Below are 1,271 nucleotides of genomic sequence, written 5' to 3'. Positions count from 1 at the left end.
TGACCTGCCACGGGATTTTTCCTCCACCATCGATTAGAGTCCGACCCAACTTGAGGACGGACAATGAAGCGAACGAGATTCACGGACGAGCAGATCATCGGCATCCTGGCCGAGCACGAGGCAGGCGCGAAGTGTGCGGACCTGTGCCGCAAGCACGGCATGTCGGAAGGGACCTTCTATAACTGGAAGGCGAAGTTCGGCGGCATGACGGTGCCGGAGGCAAAGCGGCTGAAGACGCTCGAAGACGAGAACGCCAAGCTGAAGAAGCTGCTGGCCGAGCAGATGCTGGACTTAGCGGCGATGAAGGAACTGGTTTCAAAAAAGTGGTGACGCCTGCCGTGAAGCGCGAGGCGGTCGCGCATCTGAGGTCCCTGCTCGGGCTCTCGGAGCGGCGGGCGTGCCGGATTGCCGGGGCGGATCGCAAGATGGTCCGCTATCAGGCGCAGCGAGCTCCGGATACGGAGCTGCGTGGCCGTCTGCGCGAGCTGGCCAACGAACGCAGACGGTTCGGCTATCGGCGGCTCTTCGTGCTGCTGCGCCGCGAGGGCGAGCCATCCGGTATCAACCGGATCTATCGGCTCTACCGCGAAGAAGGCCTGACGGTGCGCAAAAGGAAGGCCAGGCGTAAGGCGGTCGGAACACGGGCCCCGATCTTGGTCGCGGCGCGTCCCAATGCCCGCTGGTCGCTGGATTTCGTCCACGACCAGTTCGCCAGCGGCCAGCGCTTCCGAGTGCTCAACGTGGTCGACGATGTTACCCGGGAGTGCCTCGCCGCCATCCCGGACACTTCGATTTCGGGGCGCCGGGTGGCGCGCGAACTGACGGCTCTGATCGAGCGCCGCGGCAAGCCGGGAATGATCGTCAGCGACAACGGCACGGAACTGACCTCGAATGCCATCCTGCGGTGGTGTTCCGAGCACCGGATCGAATGGCACTACATCGCGCCGGGAAAGCCGATGCAGAACGGTTTCGTGGAGAGTTTCAACGGCCGGATGCGCGACGAGCTACTCAACGAGACCATGTTTCGTAACCTGGCTCATGCGCGCGTCGTGATCGCCGCTTGGGCTGCCGACTACAACACCGAGCGTCCGCATTCGGCTTTGGACTACCAGACCCCGGCTGACTACGCGCGGGCCCTGACCACCGCAATCGCCCGCCCCGCTACGCGAGATGATAACTCCGCGCGTCGGGCGATTGCTCAACCTGCGCCGATCGGCGTAAACACCAACCGGGCTCCGGTCGTGGCTGGATGAAAGACCCATGGCAGGTCA

Annotated in this window: 1 protein-coding gene and 1 pseudogene; both read left to right on the top strand. The window is 63.7% G+C overall.

Translation table 11 applies throughout. The features are described from left to right. Positions 1 to 63: 63 nt before the first annotated feature. Positions 64 to 216 (top strand): annotated as a pseudogene (locus BMI89_RS21205) (transposase); the annotation flags it as partial. Then, entirely contained in the window at positions 183 to 1,253 is a 1,071-nt protein-coding gene (locus BMI89_RS20485; protein ID WP_246832095.1) for an IS3 family transposase, read from the top strand. The pseudogene BMI89_RS21205 and the gene BMI89_RS20485, both read left to right, overlap by 34 nt. The last annotated feature ends 18 nt before the right edge of the window (positions 1,254 to 1,271 follow it).

Origin of the sequence: Thioclava sp. F36-7 (genome assembly GCF_002020075.1) — a bacterium.
GTDB lineage: Bacteria > Pseudomonadota > Alphaproteobacteria > Rhodobacterales > Rhodobacteraceae > Thioclava > Thioclava sediminum.
Note: the sequence above shows the minus strand (reverse complement) of the source record. Positions and strands in the feature narration are given on the sequence as shown.